General features: G+C 64.1%; 13 protein-coding genes. 4 read left to right on the top strand and 9 right to left on the bottom strand.

Annotation, left to right across the window (positions count from 1 at the left end):
* Positions 1 to 409 precede the first annotated feature (409 nt).
* The 5 genes from NPS56_RS11285 to NPS56_RS11265 form a co-directional block, all read right to left on the bottom strand.
* Complete coding sequence (locus NPS56_RS11285) at positions 410 to 1639, bottom strand: NADH:flavin oxidoreductase (RefSeq protein ID WP_274074683.1); 1230 nt, start codon at positions 1637 to 1639, stop codon at positions 410 to 412.
* Positions 1640 to 1713: 74 nt separating this feature from the next.
* The gene (locus NPS56_RS11280) at positions 1714 to 3360 is read right to left on the bottom strand and encodes a DUF1302 domain-containing protein (protein WP_274074682.1); all 1647 of its coding nucleotides are present in this window, start codon (positions 3358 to 3360) and stop codon (positions 1714 to 1716) included.
* Between the two features lie 51 nt (positions 3361 to 3411).
* Positions 3412 to 5028 (bottom strand): FadD3 family acyl-CoA ligase, encoded by a 1617-nt coding sequence (locus tag NPS56_RS11275; RefSeq protein WP_274074681.1) that lies wholly within the window; start codon positions 5026 to 5028, stop codon positions 3412 to 3414.
* A 31-nt stretch (positions 5029 to 5059) separates the two neighbouring features.
* Positions 5060 to 6082, bottom strand: a complete 1023-nt coding sequence (locus NPS56_RS11270; protein WP_274074680.1) for a ferredoxin--NADP reductase — start codon at positions 6080 to 6082, stop codon at positions 5060 to 5062.
* A 78-nt stretch (positions 6083 to 6160) separates the two neighbouring features.
* Positions 6161 to 7348 carry an acyl-CoA dehydrogenase family protein gene (locus NPS56_RS11265; protein ID WP_274074679.1) on the bottom strand — a complete coding sequence of 396 codons (1188 nt, stop codon included), beginning with the start codon at positions 7346 to 7348 and terminating at the stop codon, positions 6161 to 6163.
* 416 nt (positions 7349 to 7764) lie between these two features.
* On the opposite strand from NPS56_RS11265, the gene NPS56_RS11260 reads away from it, so the two are divergent.
* The 4 genes from NPS56_RS11260 (at position 7765) to dmpG (ending at position 11402) form a co-directional block, all read left to right on the top strand.
* Positions 7765 to 8538 (top strand): glucose 1-dehydrogenase, encoded by a 774-nt coding sequence (locus NPS56_RS11260; RefSeq protein ID WP_274074678.1) that lies wholly within the window; start codon positions 7765 to 7767, stop codon positions 8536 to 8538.
* Between the two features lie 75 nt (positions 8539 to 8613).
* Positions 8614 to 9405 carry a fumarylacetoacetate hydrolase family protein gene (locus NPS56_RS11255; RefSeq protein ID WP_274074677.1) on the top strand — a complete coding sequence of 264 codons (792 nt, stop codon included), beginning with the start codon at positions 8614 to 8616 and terminating at the stop codon, positions 9403 to 9405.
* A gap of 31 nt (positions 9406 to 9436) precedes the next feature.
* A complete protein-coding gene (locus NPS56_RS11250) occupies positions 9437 to 10363 on the top strand; it encodes an acetaldehyde dehydrogenase (acetylating) (RefSeq protein ID WP_274074676.1) in 927 nt (308 codons plus the stop codon).
* Positions 10364 to 10373: 10 nt separating this feature from the next.
* Positions 10374 to 11402 carry a 4-hydroxy-2-oxovalerate aldolase gene (dmpG, locus tag NPS56_RS11245; protein ID WP_274074675.1) on the top strand — a complete coding sequence of 343 codons (1029 nt, stop codon included), beginning with the start codon at positions 10374 to 10376 and terminating at the stop codon, positions 11400 to 11402.
* Positions 11403 to 11550: 148 nt separating this feature from the next.
* On the opposite strand, the gene NPS56_RS11240 is transcribed toward dmpG, so the two are convergent.
* The 4 genes from NPS56_RS11240 to NPS56_RS11225 form a co-directional block, all read right to left on the bottom strand.
* Positions 11551 to 12384 carry an SDR family NAD(P)-dependent oxidoreductase gene (locus NPS56_RS11240; protein WP_274074674.1) on the bottom strand — a complete coding sequence of 278 codons (834 nt, stop codon included), beginning with the start codon at positions 12382 to 12384 and terminating at the stop codon, positions 11551 to 11553.
* A 12-nt stretch (positions 12385 to 12396) separates the two neighbouring features.
* The gene (locus NPS56_RS11235; protein ID WP_274074673.1) at positions 12397 to 13164 is read right to left on the bottom strand and encodes an SDR family oxidoreductase; all 768 of its coding nucleotides are present in this window, start codon (positions 13162 to 13164) and stop codon (positions 12397 to 12399) included.
* Between the two features lie 133 nt (positions 13165 to 13297).
* The gene (locus NPS56_RS11230) at positions 13298 to 14533 is read right to left on the bottom strand and encodes a helix-turn-helix transcriptional regulator (RefSeq protein ID WP_274074672.1); all 1236 of its coding nucleotides are present in this window, start codon (positions 14531 to 14533) and stop codon (positions 13298 to 13300) included.
* Between the two features lie 148 nt (positions 14534 to 14681).
* Positions 14682 to 17114 (bottom strand): efflux RND transporter permease subunit, encoded by a 2433-nt coding sequence (locus NPS56_RS11225; RefSeq protein ID WP_274074671.1) that lies wholly within the window; start codon positions 17112 to 17114, stop codon positions 14682 to 14684.
* Positions 17115 to 17117 lie beyond the last annotated feature (3 nt).

Raw genomic sequence — 17117 nt, 5'->3', positions numbered from 1 at the left:
ATGACGGCGTAACGGCCACCACCGCATCGCCAGCAAGCCGGCTCCTACAGATTTTCGTACCGCCAACAATCCGCGTACACCCGCAATCCTGTAGGAGCTGGCTTGCCAGCGATGACGGTATAACGGCCACCACCGCATCGCCAGCAAGCCGGCTCCTACAGATTTTCGTACCGCCAACAATCCGCGTACACCCGCAATCCTGTAGGAGCTGGCTTGCCAGCGATGACGGCATAACGGCCACCACCGCATCGCCAGCAAGCCGGCTCCTACAGATGTGAGTCACACCACGAACCCAACATACCCCCGCAAAACCTGTGGGAGCTGGCTTGCCAGCGATGACGGCGTAACGGCCACCATCGCATCGCCAGCAAGCCGGCTCCCACAGGCAAACCAAACCCTGGTGTATCTGTTACCCTGCCGCCTTCTGGCTGTTCAACACTGCGTCGCCGGGCTTACCCAGTACGCAGGAGGTGCCGCCGGGGGTATACATCATGGCCACGCAGCGGTTGCAGGCGGTGCAGATCGAGTCGCGGCTGGCGCCAGTGGCGAGTTTGTTGACGTAGTCGTTTTCGGCCAGCAATACCCGACCCATGGCGACCAGGTCAAATCCCTCGGCCATGATTTTCTCGATGCTCGCCAGGCTCTTGGCACCGCCCAGATAGGCCAACGGCATTTTCACCGCCGCACGTACCTTGCGTGCATGTTCCAGCAGATACAGCTCGCGGAATTCCACGGTCGGCTCCTTGCGACGCTGGATAGCCATGGCCAGGGCGATGATCTTGTTCTTCTGCTGCACGCGGTTTTCCTTGGGGAAGGAGGAACCGAACATGGTGGTGATCGACTCGGCATTCATCCCCGCGCTGAGCACCAGCAGGTGCGCGCCCTCCTCTTCCAGCATGCGTGCGATCTGCGCGCCGTCTTCGGCGCTGTTACCGGCGCGCACGCCTTCGGTCACGCTGTATTTGCAGATGACCGCCATCTCCTTGCCGACTGCATCCAGCACCGCTCGCAACACCCGACGCGGAAAGCGCAGGCGGTTTTCCAGGTTGCCGCCGTATTGGTCGCGACGCTTGTTATACATCGGCGAAATGAACTGACTGAGCAGGTAGCCGTGGCCCATGTGGATCTCCACGGCATCGAAACCCGCCTGACGCGCCAGGCGTGCGCCTTGGGCGAAGTCGCGCACCACTTGTCGCATGTCGTCTTCGTTCATCGCCTGCTTGAGGAACATGCCGCTCATCAAGCCGATCTTGTTGAAGCCGCCGCTGGCTGACAGTGGGCGCTTGGTCGAGCGTTCGCGGATGAAGGTGAAGCAACCACCATGGGTGATCTGTGCGCTGGCCAGGCCACCGGCCTGATGCACCCCGTCGGTCAGGGCCTTGAAGTGCGGCAGGCTGGATTGGCTGAGGGTCAACTGGTTGGGCAAGGTGCGACCATCGCTGCTCACCGCGCAATAGGCCACAGTGGTCAGGGCGGTGCCGCCTGCGACCAGGGCCGAGTGCAGCTTGACCAGTTGTTTGGACGGCACGCCCTGGGCACTCATGCCCTCGTTGGTGGCGGCCTTGATGAAACGGTTTTTCAGGGTCAACGGACCAATTGCGATCGGGCTGAACGGTGATGGCGTCGGACGAGGATTCATGACAGGCCTCTCTTTATTGTTATCAGGCTAAAAGCGAACGACTGCGGCACCGGATCGCGACGCAGCCATGATCATCAGAAGGTGTACTTGGCGTTGAACGACAGGTAGTCGCGGTCGGCCAGCAAGCGGCCCTGGGCGACGTCCGGCGAGCTCAGGTAGGCGACATAGGTCATGCCGACCTGGAAGTTGCCCAGGTACTTGAAGTCGCCACCCACGGTCAGGCGCTTCTCGTCGCGCCCCAGGCCCTGGTAGGCGCTGCCGTCGACGTTCTGCGTCCATACTACCTTGGTGTTCAGGTCCAGGCCCGTGGCGATGGACGGGTAGTCCATGTAGGCGCCGACGCCCAGCAGGGTCGAGCCACGGGTCTGGGTCTTCGATTCGAACTGGTCGAAGGTGCCATCCACGCCGACTCCGCCGCCGGTGATCGTCAGGCTGTCCACTCCGTCGATGTGTTGATGCACCACTTCACCCATGAAGGTGGTCTGCTGGGCGAGCAGGCTGGGGCCGAGGATGTACGAGGCGTTGAGGTTGCCCTGCCAGATCTGCCCAGTGGTCGGCGCGCCATTGTTGAGGTAGACCGAGGCGCCATCGCGATAGCTCAGGTCACCGGCGTACTGCACCGAATCGCCGACCTTGGAGCTGAAGCTGACACCCGTCAGCTTGACGTCTTCGAAGTAGCCCAGGCGATAGGACGGCGCAGTGCCGTCATGCCCGATGCCCTTGAGCGAGGAGTATTGGGTGGTGCCGGTGAAGTCGAAGAACAGCGAGCCGACGCGCTCGTTATAGCGGTAATGAAACAGCCCGACTTCGGTGTTCTCGGTGATCCGGTAGCGCACACCCAGGCCCCATTGGCCGCTGTCCTTGGCGTCTTTCTCACCGGCGTAGCCGACTGCCAGGCCGTTGGGCAGACGGTCGACCTGGCCGGCACCCAGACGGAAAAACTCGGCGCCGGGACCGAAGGTGTCGCTGCCGAAATAATCGCCCACTGGATTGAGCTGGGTCTTTTCCCACTCGTACTGGTAGTAGCCCACCAGCGCCAGGTCTTCATTCAGCGACCATGATCCGGACACCTGCCCCACGGGCAGGTACGAGTCCTTGGCCTCGGTGCCCGGCACGTTGAACTTGGTCGCATCCACCGGGGCCTGGCCCTGGCTGATGTTGGCCCAGAACAGGCTCTCGCCCCAGGCCACCAGGTGCCGCCCGGCCTTGAGCGACAGGTACTGGGTCTCGCCGAGCTCGAAGTTGCCGTACACATACGCATCGAGCAGTCGCGCCGCGCTGCCGCTCATGCGCCGGGTCTCGTCGCTGAAGCCGTCGTTGTGGCCGGTCTTGTTCACCGTTTCCGGCGAGTCGTTGGCATTCTTCTGGTTGTAGACATCGTCGTAGAACTGACTGCCGCGCAGCACCGCCCCCAGGTTGTCGTGCCGAAGTTGCAACTCGCCGAACAGGCTCAGGCGGTTGTTGATCAGCGAGCCGCGCTTGAAGTTGCGTGTGCCGTCGTCGTTGTTCGGGTCGTTGAGGTATTGACTGGCCTGCTTGGCAGTGCGCATGGAGGCGGTGTAGTTGACCGTCAGCGACGAATCCAGGGTGGTGTTCTCCCCCAGTTCGATACTCGGTGCGGCGCTGGCCGTGGCGCTGGCGATGGTGATGGCCGTTGCCAACAGGCAGCGGCCACCGCTCAGGTTCCGCGAATGGCGCGCGACAGTATTTCCCGTGAACATGCTCCTCTCCTTTTGTTGTTGTTTTTTTCGTGTTGGCGAGATGGCTGCGCCTTACGCCGGAACGCTGTTGGCCAGCGCCGCGCGCAGTTCGTTCTTCGCCACCTTGCTCGACGGATTAAGTGGCAAGGCGTCGAAGAAACGCACCTGGCGCGGCACCTTGTAATTGGCCATTTGCTCCCGGCTCCAGGCGATCAGTTGCGCCTCGTCGAGTTGCCGCCCTTCACGCAGCACCACACAGGCACAGCCGACCTCGCCCATGCGCTCATCGGCGATGCCGATCACCGCCACCTGGGCAATGGCCGGGTGTCTGATCAGCGCGGCTTCGATTTCCGCCGGGTAGCAGTTGAAGCCGCCGACGATGTACATGTCCTTGAGGCGGTCGGTGATGATCAGATTGCCCGCCTCGTCCAGTCGCCCGACGTCGCCGGTATGCAGCCAGCCTTCGGCGTCGATGGCTTCGCGGGTCGCTTCGGGGTTCTGGAAATAACCCTGCATGATGTGGAACCCGCGCAGGCAGATCTCGCCGGTCTGCCCGGCCTCCAGCACCTGGTTGTGCGGGTCGCGGATGCTCACTTCGGTGCCGGCGATCGGCCGTCCGCTGGTGCCGGCAATAACCTTCGCCGAGTCTTGGGGATCGCATATCGTCGCCAGCCCGCCGCATTCGGTCAGGCCGTAGGCGGTGGTCACCACGGCGAACCCCAGCTCGTTGCGCATGCGCTCGATCAGGCTCGGCGGGATGCTCGCCGAACCGGTCACCGCGATGCGCAGGCTCGACAGGTCGGTCTGCTGCAGCTGCGGATGGGCCAGCAGCGAGAGATACAGGGTCGGAGCACCGGGCAGCACGCTGATGCGTTCTCGGGCGATGCGCTGGAACACCTGCTCGGCGTCGAACACCGCATGGGGCAGGATGGCCGCTCCGCCGATCAGGCAGGTCAGCCAGCCGGCCTTGTAGCCGAACGCATGGAAGAACGGGTTGACGATCAGGTAGCGATCTTCCGGCAGCAGGCCGATGACCTTGACGTATTCGGTGAAGGCCCGCAGGTTCTGGCCATGGCCGCTCATCACGCCCTTGGGTTTGCCGGTGGTGCCGGAGGTGAACAACAGGTCGCACATGGCCTCGGGCTTGATCTCCATGGCCCGGCGCCTGGCGCTGTCTGCATCGATGGTCGCCGCGCCGAGCAGGAACTGGGCAAGGCTCAGGTCCGAAGGCAACCCGGGGGTGTCGCCATCGAGCAGCACCAGGTGTTCGAGGCTGGCCGGCCGATGGGGCGCGAGCAACGCCGGGTAGTCCACGTCGAGAAAACGCTGCTGGACAAACAATACTCGGCAGCCGCTGCGCTCCAGCACATCGGCGGCCTCAAGGCCCTTCATGCGCGTGTTGATCGGTACCAGCACCGCCCCGGCGCACTGGATGCCCAGCGCCGCGAGGATCCAGTCGCCGCTGTTCGGCGCCCAGATGCCAATCCGGTCGCCGGCCTGGATGCCCAGGGCCAGCAAACCCCGGGCAAAGCCCATGACGCGCTCGGGCAGCTCGGCGTAGTCGATGCATTGGCCGTTGTCCTCGATGGCCGTGCGCCCGGCAAAACGTTCGGCACTGCTGAAGACCAATTGGGCAAGGGTGGCAGGGGCGGCGCTCAGGGGCGCGGCAAGGTTCAGGCTCTGATTCATCGTGGGCTCGCGCTGGGCATAATTGAAGGCATCAATCGGGAAAGCGGATACGCAGTTGCGCGCTGGTGGGCACCGCCTGGCAGGCCAGGATCCAGCCTTCGGCCAGGTCGCCCGCGTCCAGTGCATCGTTGTGCAGCAGCTCGACCTCGCCGCTTACCAGGGTGCACATGCACGAGGCGCAGCCACCGACTCGGCAGGCGCTGGGCGGGTTTAGGCCGGCACGCTCCATGGCGGCCAGCACGGTCTCGCCGCTGTCGCAGGCCAGTTGGTGGTCTTCTCCGTCCAGGCGCACCGCCAATTGCGCGGCCACGGCCGCTTCGCTGCTGGTCGCCAGCGGCAGCTCGCCTTCACCGGGCAGCGAGACAAAGCGCTCGACGTGCACCCGGCGATCCGGCATGCCCAGGCCCTTGAGCGCGCTGACCGCCGCGTCCATGAACGGGCCAGGGCCACAGATGAATGCCTGAGCATCGATGAACGGCCGCGCCAGCTCCGCCAGTTGCCCGACGCTCGGGATGCCCTGCACCGAATCGAGCCAATGGACGATCTGCAGGCGTTGCGGATGAGCGCTGGCCAGCTGGCGGAGTTCGTCCTTGAAAATCACCGAGGACTCATCGCGGTTGGCATAGATCAGCAGCACCCGACCAGTTCCCGCGAGCAACGCCGAACGCAGGATCGACAGCACCGGGGTCACGCCACTGCCGCCGCCAAACAGCAGCAAGTCGCCGTCGAGACTGCGCGGCACGAACACCCCGGCCGGTGGCAGCACCTCCAGGGTCTGGCCGGCCTGCAACTCGCCGCACAGCCAGTTCGAGGCGCGGCCCTCGTGCACGCGCTTGACCGTTACCCGCAACGGCTCATCCAGCAACGGCGTGCTGGACAATGAATAACAACGGGGCAGCCAGCCGTCCTCGAAAGGCACGCGCAAGGTCAGGAACTGGCCTGGTTGATAGCGAAAACGTTCGCCCAGGTGCTCCGGCACGTCGAACACCAGGGAACGCGCATCGGCGGTTTCCTCGATCACGCGGGCCACGCGCAGGGCAAGATAATTGTTCATAGGTCAGCTACTCATGACCACCTGGCCGTGCAGCACGGACAGGTGTAAACCAGGGGTGTCGAAACGCTCGCCATGGCCTCAGACGTAAGGGTCCGGGTTGGGTAGGCCGAGCAGCACCGCGCCGTAGCTGCGCCCGTAGGCCATGTAGTTGTTGGCGATGTGCCCGCGGGCCTGGTGCAGGTCGCGGAACAGCCGCGCCACCGGGTTTGTGTTGTACAGGCCGGAGGCGGCCATGCTGCGCAGCAGGTCGTTGGCCCGTTCGGCGCAGATGTTGGTCACATAGGCCGACTGGTAGCGATACAGCAGGCGGGTCTCGGTGTCCGGGTACTCGCCGGCACGTGCCAGACTCATCAGGTGGTCATAGTTTCGCTCGAGCACCAGGCGCAGGCTGTCGACGGTGATCATCGCTTCGGCCACGGCGGTTTGCGCCACCGGATCGTCAGCGGTCCGGGCGCCGTGCTTGCCGATGTGTTTGGCGGCGTTGTCTCGGAACTCGTTGATCGCGCCCTGCAGGGCACCGAGGGCCGAGGTCGAGACGGCGCGGGAGAACACCTGGGCGAACGGGATCGCGTAGATCGGATTGGTGTTGACCAGACGCCCGGGAGTCGCTTCGAGGGTGCAGTTGTTGGTGCGTTGCACGCGATGGGCCGGGACGAATACATCCTCGACCACGATGTCATGGCTGCCGGTGCCGCGCAGGCCCAGCACGTCCCAGTTGCGTTCGATCTGATAGTCGCTGAGCGGCAGCAGGAAGGTGCCGTGCTCGGCGGGCATGTCGCCATCGGGCGGCAGGATGCCCCCCAGGAACACCCATTGGCAGTGTTCGCTGCCGCTGGAGAAACCCCAGCGCCCGCTGATGCGGTAACCACCTTCAACCACCGTGACCTTGGCCGCCGGCATGTAGGTCGAGCAGATCAGCGCATTGTGGTCATCGGCCCAGACTTCGCGCTGCGCTTCGATCGGGTAACGCGCCAGTTGCCAGGGGTGAACCCCCATCACGCCGTAGATCCACGCCGTGGACATGCAACCCTCGGCGAGGATGGTCTGGATTTCGAAGAAGGTCCGCGGATCCACTTCATAACCGCCGAACGCCCTTGGCTGCAAGGCCCGCAACAAGCCGGCGGACTGCAACTCGAGGACGCTCTCCACCGGCACCTTCAAGTCCTTGTCGGCCTGCGCCGTGCGCGCCTTGAGTGCCGGCACCAGGCTGCGTGCACGTTCCAGCAGATCATGTTCGTCCTGGGTCTTTTCTCGCATGCTGTGCATCACTCAATTCTCCCGATCTCACTGCGCCACTGCGCGAGTTGAGACGGATCATCGGATCGAGCGGGTAATCCTTCATCGTCAAAGCGGACTAGGGGTGGGGTTGGGTATCGGGGTTTGGCGGGTATATCCGTTTCTTCGGTAACGACGGCTCATGGTTGCGCCCTGACGGCGGGTCACTTGTAGGAGCGAGCTTGCTCGCGAAAAACCTGAGAACACCGCGGGGTGTCAGGCTGCCCGCGTCATCGTTAACCTCCATCGCGAGCAAGCTCGCTCCTACAAAGGGCGAAACCCTGGGTGGCCGTTACCGCAGGAATGGATATGCACACACCGCCCGCTAGTCCATTGAGACGATGCTGGCCACGGCCGTTGCGGCGATATTCAATCCATCGACAATCGACCCCACGGAGCAAGGGCCCATGAGTATTTTGCAGCGTTTCCAGATGCACGGCAGCGTCGCCATCGTCACCGGCAGCGGCCGGGGTATCGGGCGGGCGATTGCCCTGGCGTATGCCGAAGCCGGCGCCGATGTGGTGTGCTCGGCGCGTTCGCTGGACGAGGTAGAGGCCGTGGCCGAGGAGGTTCGCGGCCTGGGCCGGCGCGCGCTGGCCATCGCCTGTGACGTCAACGATGCCGGGCAACGCCAGGCACTGGTGCGCCACAGCGTCGAGCAAATGGGCCGCATCACGCATCTGGTCAACAACGCAGGCGGCGGCGGTCCCAACGATCCGCTGGCAATGACCCCTGAGCAGTTCGCCCAGGTGCTGAATTTCAACGTGACCACCAGCTACGACTTCTGCCAGTTGTGCGTGCCGCTGATGCGCGAGGCCGGTGGCGGCAACATCATCAATATCAGCTCGGTGGCGGCGCGTTATGCCCAACGCCATTTCAGCGCCTACGGTACAGCCAAGGCGGCCCTCAGCCACTTGACCCGCTTGCTGGCCCAGGACTTCGCGCCGCAGATCCGCGTCAACGCCGTCGCCCCCGGCCCGACCCTCACCGAAGCACTGAACGGCGTGATGCCCACCGCCATGCGCGAGGCCATGGAAGCCAACACCCCGCTCAAATGCCTGGGCACCCCGCAGGACATCGCCGCCGCCGCGCTGTACCTGGCCAGCCCCGCTTCGGCCTGGGTGACCGGCAAGATCATCGATGTCGATGGCGGTGCCGACTCGTCGGCGTGGCCCGGCTGAACCACTCCTTTGGGCTCGCCCCTGATGATGTCGGGGCGGGCCTTTTTTTTCTCCCACCCCACTGGAGCCCTCGCCATGGACGCCCATTTGATCACCGCGCTCGGTGACGAACTGTTCAACGCCCTGCGCAGCCGGCAGACGCTGGCCCCCCTGACCCGCCGTTATCCGCAGATCACCCTGGAGCAGGCCTACCGGATTTCCCTGCACTTCCTGCAACGCCGCGAAGCCCTCGGCGAGCAAGTGATCGGCAAGAAAATCGGGGTCACCAGCCGCGCCGTGCAGGAAATGCTCGATGTCCACCAACCGGATTTCGGCTTCCTCACCAACGCCATGCAGGTCGAGGACGGCTGCGATGTCAGCCTGGCCCTCTACAACCTGATCCAGCCGCGGGCCGAAGGCGAAATCGCCTTCATCCTCGGTGAAGACCTGCAAGGCCCGGGCATCAGCGCCGAAGACGTGCTGGCCGCCAGCCAATGGGTCGTGCCGTGCTTCGAGATTGTCGATTCGCGGATCGACGACTGGCAGATCCGCATTCAGGACACCGTCGCCGACAACGCCTCCTGCGGCGTGTTCGCCCTCGGCAGCCAGCACATCGACCCGCGCTCGCTGGACCTCGCTGCCGTGCACATGCAAATGAGCAAGAACGGCCAACCGGCGGGTTCCGGCCTGGGCTCGGCGGTGCAGGGTCATCCCTGCGCGGCAGTGGCCTGGCTGGCCAATACCCTGGGCGAGCTGGGCATCCCGTTCCGCCGTGGCGAAATCATTCTGTCCGGTGCCCTGGCGCCGCTGGTGCCTGTGGTCGCCGGCGACCATATCAGCCTGTCCATGACCGGGCTCGGCGAAGCCAGCCTGCGCTTTGTCCCGTGATCGCCCTTCCCTTTCCAGGAGCCAGAAAAACATGAGCAAGAAGATCAAATGCGCGCTGATCGGGCCGGGCAACATCGGCACCGACCTGTTGTACAAACTGATGCGCAGCGAGGTGCTGGAGCCGGTGTGGATGGTCGGCATCGACGCCACCTCCGAAGGCCTGGCACGGGCCCGCGAGCTGGGCCTGAAAACCACCGCCGACGGGGTCGACGGCCTGCTGCCCCATGTCCTCGAAGACCAGATCCAGATCGCCTTCGATGCCACCTCGGCCTACGTGCACGCGCAGAACTCGCGCAAGCTCAATGCCCTGGGCGTGTTGATGATTGACCTGACCCCGGCAGCCATCGGCCCGTACTGCGTGCCACCGGTCAACCTCAAGGCGCAACTGGGCCTGGGCGTGATGAACGTCAACATGGTCACTTGCGGTGGCCAGGCCACCATTCCTTTGGTGGCCGCGGTGTCCAGCGTGCAGCCGGTGGAGTACGCCGAGATCATCGCCACCGCCGCGTCGAAATCGGTCGGCCCCGGCACCCGGAAAAACATCGACGAATTCACCCGCACCACCTCAAGCGCCGTGGAGAAAGTCGGCGGCGCGAAGAAAGGCAAGGCGATCATCATCATCAACCCCGCCGAGCCGCCGCTGATAATGCGCGACACCGTGCATTGCCTGACCGAGAGCGAACCCGACCAGCCGGCGATCACCGCCGCCATCGAGGCCATGATCGTGCAAGTGCAGCGCTACGTGCCCGGCTACAAGTTGGTCAACGGCCCGGTGTTTGAAGGCAACCGGGTGTCGATCTTCATGGAGGTCGAAGGCCTGGGTGACTACCTGCCCAAGTACGCCGGCAACCTCGACATCATGACCGCCGCCGCGGCGCGCACCGCCGAGATGTTCGCCGAGGAAATCCTCAAGGGCGAGCTGGTGTTGCAAGCAACCGTCCAACCCGCCCACGCATAAGGAGCCGACCATGGATCTTCGCGGCAAAAGCATCACCGTTCACGACATGTGCCTGCGCGACGGCATGCACCCCAAGCGCCACCAGATCAGCCTGCAACAGATGAAAGAGATCGCCTGCGGCCTCGACGATGCCGGCGTTCCGCTGATCGAAGTCACCCACGGCGACGGCCTGGGCGGCAGTTCGGTGAACTACGGTTTCCCGGCCCACACTGACGAGGAGTATCTGTCGGCGGTGATCCCGCTGATGAAAAAGGCCAAGGTCTCTGCCCTGCTGCTGCCGGGGATCGGCACCGTCGATCACCTGAAAATGGCCCATGAATTGGGGGTCAACACCATTCGCGTGGCCACCCATTGCACCGAGGCTGACGTCAGCGAGCAGCACATTTCCCACGCCCGCGGCCTGGGCATGGACACTGTCGGCTTCCTGATGATGGCCCACATGAACAACCCTGAAGGCCTGGTCAAGCAGGGCTTGCTGATGGAAAGCTACGGCGCCAACTGCATCTACCTGACCGACTCGGCGGGTTACCTGCTGCCCCACGACGTCAGCGCCCGTGTGGCGGCGATGCGCGCGGCCCTCAAGCCGGAAACCGAGATCGGTTTCCATGGCCACCACAATCTGTCGATGGGCGTGTCCAACTCCATCGCCGCGATCGCCGCCGGGGCCAACCGCATCGACGCCGCCTGCGCGGGCCTCGGTGCCGGTGCCGGCAACACGCCGATGGAAGTGCTGGTGGCGGTATGTGACCGCATGGGCATCGACACCGGCGTCAGTGTGTTCGGTATCCAGGACGTGGCCGAAGACCTGGTGGTGCCGATCATGGACTTCCCGATCCGCAGCGACCGCGATGCCCTGACCATGGGTTACGCCGGGGTCTACGGTTCGTTCCTGCTGTTCGCCAAGCGCGCCGAGAAGAAGTACGGCGTGTCGGCCCGGGAGATCCTCGTTGAAATGGGTCGCCGCGGCATGGTCGGCGGTCAGGAGGACATGATCGAGGACACCGCCATGACCCTGGCCCGGCAGCGGCGGCAGGCATAAGACCCTGCTGGCAGATCCACCGCTTTCGCGAGCAAGCCCGCTCCCACATTTGATTCGCGGCGCACGACACAAACCTCCTGTGGGAGCGGGCTTGCTCGCGAAGAGGCCATGCCAGTCACCCTCCAGGGCGACTGGCACACCGCTTTCGTCAACGCCAATCGGCGACGATGCCGTGCTCCAACGCAAACGGCTGCGCCGCAATGGTCCGCCGCTGAAACCCCGGTGCCTGTTCGTCTGTAGCCAGCCACAACATCACCGCCGCCGGTACATGGGGCGGCGCACTGCCGGCGCGTAAGGCAATCAGCCCCTTGTCGCCGATGGTGGCCTTGAGCGATTCGGTGGTCACCACGCCCGGATTGAGGGTATAGGCGCGCACGCCAGCCTCGCCCAGTTCCGTGCTCAATACCCCGGACAACCGCGACACCGCCGCCTTGCCCGCGCCATAGGCGTAACCCCAGCCACCCTTGCCCGCCGCCACCGGTGGGTCGCTTTCGCCGGCGCCGGAGGTGACGTTGATCACCACCCCGCCACCGCGGGTCACCATGTGTTCGGCCACCGCCCGGGTCAGCAGGAACGGGGTGAGGATGTAGCCCTTGAACATCCGCTCCAGGGTCTGGGCCTGCAGGTCCATGAACTCGGCGTTGAGGTCGCTGCCCTGGTAGATCGCATTGTTGATCAGCACGTCGATGCGCCCGTACTCGGCCAGCACCGCCTGGCAGGCATGCAGCGCCGAATCGCTGTCGAGCAGGTCCATCGGCACTACGAGCACCCGGCAACCGAGCTCGCGCAAGGTCTGGGCAGTGCCGTTGAGGCTACCGGCCAGCGGTGCTCCCGCGGCATCGCGCAGGGCATGCTCATGTTGTTCGCCCTCGTTGAGGGTACGGGCGCTGATCGCCAGGTCGAAACCGGCGCGGGCGAACGCCAGCGCCGCCTCGCGACCGATGCCACGGCTGGCGCCGGTGATGAATGCCACCTTGTTCATGCAAGTTCCTTTTTAGAAGCGTGGGGCGCGGACCATGGCGTCCATGCCGCCGTCGACGAACACGACGCTGCCATGGACAAAAGATGCCTGGGGCGATTGCAGGAAGGCTACCACTGCGGCAATTTCTTCAGGGTGCCCAGCGCGGCCCAGGGGCGCGACGAAATCGCGGGTCGCCTGGCCAAATCGGGCATCGTCCAGCGAGGCCTGGTGCAACGGGGTTTCTACCGCGCCCGGCGCCACCACGTTCAATCGCAGGCCCAGCTTTCCCCAGCTCACCGCCAGGCTGCGCACATGCTGGCTGATGGCATATTTGGAGGCGGCATAAGCGACGTGAGGCTGGCCGAGGGTGTTGGCCAAAACCAGCGCCTGGGCCTCATCGCCAGCGATCATCGCTTCGATCTGCGGTTGGCCGTCGGGGCCCGAATGGGTCGCCGCAACGGAACCGATCACCAGCGCCGCCGGTTGTTGGCCCTTGGCCAACGCCCCTTGCAGGCCGTCGAGCAACTGGCTGACGCCGAAGTAATTGACCGCCAGAATCAGGCCGCAGTTTGGCGCGGTGACACCGACGCCGGCGCAGCAGACCAACCCGTCGAGGACCCCGCCGCTGAGTTCAAGCACTTGCCCGATGGCGGCGTCGCGCCCTTGGGCGGTGGACAGGTCGGCGATGACTTCGGCGTTGCTGCGATCGATCCCGATGACCTGGTGGCCGGCGGCGCGCAGGGCGGCGGATACGGCGGCGCCGATTCCCGAGGCACTGCCGGTGATGGCTGTAATTGGCATGGTGGTTCTCCGTGATGGGTCCGCCCAGTATCGACAGGGCGATCACGGGACGGCATCGTCCGTGCGGACTAAAATCAAGCGGCGTCAACGACCGCGCCGCAGGGCAGGATGGCCCGGCGGCGGGTCTGCAGGCTCAGGCCTGGCGATAGATCGGCACGGCCAGTTGCAGCGGGGGCACCTTGATTTTCTCGGTCATTTTCAACGCCAGTTGCGGCTTGCCCAAGGCCACCACGCTGTTGAGCATGATGCGCACCAGTTCGGTCTGGCGCCGCACGCCGGTCTTGGAGAAGATCGAGCGCAAGTGCGCCCGCGCAGTGTTACGGCGGATATTCAGGACCTCGGCCGCTTCCTCAAGGGACAAACCGTTGGCCAGCTCCATGGCCAGGGCGGTTTCGGCCTTGGTCAGGTTGAACAGCTGCTTGGTCACCACTTCGCTGGCCAGGGATTTGCTCGAGGCATCGCGGATGTACACCAGCGCCGCCGGCTGGCCCTTCTCCTCGGCCCAGTCCAGGGACGGAATCGATTCGACCACCACGCCAAGGTTGACCAGCCCCGACGGCCGCGTTACCGACATGGCCTCGGCGCTTTTCGGCGCGTCCGGGCAGAATGCGCCGCGAATCAGGCGCTGCAATTCACGGTTGTCGCTGGGATACGTCGCTTCCAGGCGCCCGCCCACCAGTTTCAAGCCGTCGGAGCGGGCCAGGATTTCCTGGGCCACCGGGTTGATCTGCAACACGCTGCCGCTCTCGTCGAGCACCAGGGTCGCCACCGATAAGCGGCTGATGGCCTGGGAGTACAACTCACTCAGCGATTCGCTGCGATCCAGCAGGTTATGCAACTGCGAGGCACGCCTCAGGTGTGGCAGGAAACTGGCGCACACTGCCCGGTCATGGGCCGAGAAGTTGGGAGCCCGTTTCGGGCGGGTTATGCGAAAGCGCAGCTTGCCCCCGTCCGGGGTTGAAATGTCGGCCAGCATCAGGTGGTACACGTCATGGGGCTCGCAGAATGTCTTGAAGTAGCCGTTCTGCTCCCACTGTGAGGAACTCATGATGTCGTCCACGGTGAATACGTGGTCCAGCGGCTGATTGGAGAAAGGCGAATTGGTTTGCGGGTAGGTCATGTAGCAGACATCGCCGGCACCTTCGATGTCGCCGACGATGATCATCACACCGACATCGGGTTGATCCGGCACCCGCAGGATCAGGGTGACGAAGTTGGCATCGTAGAGTTTGAGAAAGCTCCTGAGGGCCGTGGCCATCAGTTTCGGATCGAGGGCGCCTTCGTAGATTTCGCCCACCAACTGGTTGTAGCGCACGAGGTCGAGGCCAAGACTGGCCAGGGCTTCATGGGTCAAGTCAGCGTTCTGCATAGTCTTATCTCGCTCGGGTAAGGACTGCGCCCTTCCCTTGTTATTTTTATAATTTCGGCCGGGGGAACCCTGGGTTCCCCCCTCTCGACTGCTACTTGCCTGCCAGTTTTCACTAGCGCCTGCGGACTCCACAATAGGTCCGGCAGGTTTATTTTTCGTGCGCGGTATCACGCGCCGCCGGGCTGTTTTTCAGGCGGAACTGCCCTTGTGCCGGCGCAGGCGCGTGTACCCGTTCAGTCACCAGTGGGCGCCCGCGATTGAACCAGGCGGCCAATGCCGGCAGGAGGAAAATCGCTCCCAGCACGTTGACCAGGAACATGAACGACAACAGCACACCCATGTCGGCCTGAAACTTCAGCGGTGCGAACGCCCAGGTGCAGACGCCGATCGACATGGTCACGGCCGTGAACACCGCCGCAGTACCGCGTTGGCACATGGCCTCGTAGAACGCCTCCCGCAGGTTGGCGCCGCGCAGCATCTCGTGCTGGATACGTTCGTACAGGTAAATGCCGTAGTCGACGCCCACGCCCACCCCCAACGCCATCACCGGCAAGGTTGCGACTTTCAGGCCGATCCCGAGCATTGTCATCAGCGCGTTGCACAGGATCGCGACAATCGCCAGCGGCACCAGAATGCACAGCACCGCGCGGATCGACAAGAAGGTCAGCCAGCAAAACAATGCCACCGATCCGAATAATGCGCCGAGCATGATCACTTCGGCGCGCTTGACCGCCTCGTTGGAGGCCGCCATCACCCCGACGTTGCCGCCGGCCAGGAGGAATTCGACTTGCGGCGAGCTGACTTCGGCAATGATCCGCTTGGCTTCGGCGATCGCATGGCTGACGGTGCTGCCTTCGTGATCGGCCAGGAACACCAGGATCTGCATCTGCTGGCAACCGTCGGTAACCAGTCCGTCATCCGGCATATAGGCCCGCGCGCCCTGGCTCAGGCCCCTGGGCGATCCCGGAATCGCCGCCCAGCGCGGGTTGCCTTCGTTATTGCCGGCGATCACCCGCTTGCCCATGTCCGCCACACTCTGGATCGACTGCACGCCGGTGACCGTGCGCATGCGGAAATCGAAAGCTTCCACCGCACGCATCACATCCGGCGACAGGCAACCTTCTTCGACGCCATTGACCTGGACGAACACCGACATCACATCAAGCCCGATGGAGTAGCTGCTGATGATCCTGGCGTTGTCCTGGTTGTAGCGCGAATCGGCCCGCAGCTCCGGCGCACCGGCGCCAATGTCGCCCACCGCCAGGTCGCGGGCCTTGTAGGCCCCGGCCGCCAGCAGCAACAGGCTGACCACAAACACCCCCAGGGCCGGCCCCGGTTCGGCCAGCGCCGACAGGCGCCACCACAGGCGGTGCCTGCCCGCCGGACGCGATTGCGCCCGACGCAACAGCGCAGGTTCCAGGCGCAAGTACGAAATGATCACCGGCAGCATCAGTTTGTTGGTGATGATCATCAACATCACGCCGATGCAGGCCGTCACCCCCAGTTCGTGAACGATGGGAATGTCGATCAACATGATCACCGCGAAGCCCAGGGCGTTCATCAGCAAGGCCAGGGAACCGGGGATGAAGATCTTGCAGAACGCCGATCGCGCCGCGTCCTTCGATGTACTGCCGGCCAGCACGTCCTGCTTCCAGGCGTTGGTCATCTGCACCGCATGGGACACGCCGATGGAGAAGATCAGGAACGGCACCAGGATCGACATCGGATCGATACCCAGGCCCAGCAGCGGCAACAGGCCGAGCAACCAGACCACCGGCAGCAACGCCACCACCAGCGCCACCACCGTCAGGCGCAGGGAGCGCGAATACAGCCACAGCAGCAACCCGGTAATGACGAAGGCCACCACAAAGAAGCCGATCACCGTGTTCAGCCCTTCGACCACATCCCCCACCAGCTTGGCGAAGCCGACGATGTTGATCTCGATATCCGCGCTGTTGTATTTGGCTCGGATGTCTTCCAGGCGCTTGGCGATCTCGACATAGGACACCGGCTGGCCGGTCTTGGGGTCGATGTCCTGCAGGTCGGCGCGGACCATGGCCGACTTGAGGTCGTTGGCCACCAGGCGACCGACCTGTCCGGAGGCAGCGGTGTTGCTGCGCACCTGCGCCAGGTCCTCCGGGGTGCCGGCGAAGCGCGGTGGCACCACCACGTCGCCGAAGAAACCTTCCTCGGTGATTTCGATGTAGCGCACGTTGGCGGTGAACAGCGACGTCACACTGGGGCGGCTGACCCCGGAGATGAAAAACACGTCGTCGGTGACTTTGCGCAGGGTCTCGAGGTACTCGGTGTTGTAAATGTCACCCTCGCCCTTCCAGCGTACGCTCACCAGGAAGCGGTTGGCGCCGGTGAAGTAATGGCTGAACTTGAGGAAGTTGATCATGAAGTCATGACGTACCGGGATCTGTTTGTTGAAGCCCGGATCCAGTTGCGTGTGGGTGGCGCTGTAGCCCAGGCCCAGCGTTACCAGAACGAATAGCAACAGCAGTCCCTTGCGCCAGGCCATCAGGTAGTCCGCGCACGTTTCGACGCAGCGCGTCACCCAGTGTTTACCTTGATTCATTGC

It is taken from the genome of Pseudomonas putida, from assembly GCF_028682635.1.
Classification (GTDB): domain Bacteria; phylum Pseudomonadota; class Gammaproteobacteria; order Pseudomonadales; family Pseudomonadaceae; genus Aquipseudomonas; species Aquipseudomonas putida_AE.
This window is presented reverse-complemented; position numbering and strand designations above follow the sequence as displayed.

Excerpts from the sequence above, each read along its gene's own strand:
- NPS56_RS11285 (WP_274074683.1), bottom strand. The coding sequence starts at position 1,639 with ATGAATCCTCGTCCGACGCCATCACCGTTCAGCCCGATCGCAATTGGT.
- NPS56_RS11280 (WP_274074682.1), bottom strand. The coding sequence starts at position 3,360 with ATGTTCACGGGAAATACTGTCGCGCGCCATTCGCGGAACCTGAGCGGT.
- NPS56_RS11275 (WP_274074681.1), bottom strand. The coding sequence starts at position 5,028 with ATGAATCAGAGCCTGAACCTTGCCGCGCCCCTGAGCGCCGCCCCTGCC.
- NPS56_RS11270 (WP_274074680.1), bottom strand. The coding sequence starts at position 6,082 with ATGAACAATTATCTTGCCCTGCGCGTGGCCCGCGTGATCGAGGAAACC.
- NPS56_RS11265 (WP_274074679.1), bottom strand. The coding sequence starts at position 7,348 with ATGCACAGCATGCGAGAAAAGACCCAGGACGAACATGATCTGCTGGAA.
- NPS56_RS11260 (WP_274074678.1), top strand. The coding sequence starts at position 7,765 with ATGAGTATTTTGCAGCGTTTCCAGATGCACGGCAGCGTCGCCATCGTC.
- NPS56_RS11255 (WP_274074677.1), top strand. The coding sequence starts at position 8,614 with ATGGACGCCCATTTGATCACCGCGCTCGGTGACGAACTGTTCAACGCC.
- NPS56_RS11250 (WP_274074676.1), top strand. The coding sequence starts at position 9,437 with ATGAGCAAGAAGATCAAATGCGCGCTGATCGGGCCGGGCAACATCGGC.
- dmpG (WP_274074675.1), top strand. The coding sequence starts at position 10,374 with ATGGATCTTCGCGGCAAAAGCATCACCGTTCACGACATGTGCCTGCGC.
- NPS56_RS11240 (WP_274074674.1), bottom strand. The coding sequence starts at position 12,384 with ATGAACAAGGTGGCATTCATCACCGGCGCCAGCCGTGGCATCGGTCGC.
- NPS56_RS11235 (WP_274074673.1), bottom strand. The coding sequence starts at position 13,164 with ATGCCAATTACAGCCATCACCGGCAGTGCCTCGGGAATCGGCGCCGCC.
- NPS56_RS11230 (WP_274074672.1), bottom strand. The coding sequence starts at position 14,533 with ATGCAGAACGCTGACTTGACCCATGAAGCCCTGGCCAGTCTTGGCCTC.
- NPS56_RS11225 (WP_274074671.1), bottom strand. The coding sequence starts at position 17,114 with ATGAATCAAGGTAAACACTGGGTGACGCGCTGCGTCGAAACGTGCGCG.